Annotated in this window: 1 protein-coding gene; it reads left to right on the forward strand. The window is 37.3% G+C overall.

From position 1 onward, the window contains the following. Positions 1-52: 52 nt before the first annotated feature. The coding region (locus tag GJS40_RS00455; protein WP_270895288.1) for an IS4 family transposase at positions 53-758 on the forward strand (706 nt) is incomplete at its 3' end.

The raw sequence follows: 758 nt of genomic DNA on the forward strand, positions 1-758 counted from the left end.
TTTGGTAAAATATTGGTGACGAAACCAAATCCAAAAGAAAGGTGTCACCACTATGATAACGAATAAAGACTACTTTGCGCAATTACCAAAAGAAATTAAACAAGGATTTTCCGAATTAAATATTGGATATCATTTAAGAAAAGCGAATATTACGAAACTTTCCGGGTATTCTTGTCTTACTGTTTTCAAACTGATTTTTCTTTTAGTCTTCCAATATAAGAACTGGTTTCGTGCTTTTATGAGTAAACGATCTCAGGATCTGCCCGGAAAGGATACAGTCTATCGCTTTTTAAATACACCAACCTATCATTGGAGAAAGTTTCTGCTTTCATTAAGCAGTGAAATGATCCGTCTGCTTCAACCATTAACTTCAAAAGATCGTGTCACAGCTTTTGTGATTGATGATTCTGTCTTTTCAAGAAACCGTAGTAAGTCGGTTGAACTGTTGGCTAAGGTTTTTGATCACTCTACCCATCAGTACTTGAAAGGGTTTCAAATGCTTACCCTTGGCTGGACCGATAGTTTTACTTTTATTCCCGTTGATTTTGCTCTTCTAAGTTCACCGAAAAAGGAAAATCGCCTGCAAGAAATCAATACCAATATTGATAAACGAACATCTGGCTATAAGCGTCGCCAGGAAGCTCTGAAATCAAAACCAGACGTGGCTTCAGCTTTACTTGATCATGCGCTTGAAAAAGGGATTGTAGCTGACTATGTTCTCATGGATTCCTGGTTTACACAAGCGCCTTTAATTGAGA

Source organism: Aliibacillus thermotolerans, assembly GCF_027853235.1.
Taxonomy (GTDB): domain Bacteria; phylum Bacillota; class Bacilli; order Bacillales; family Marinococcaceae; genus Aliibacillus; species Aliibacillus thermotolerans.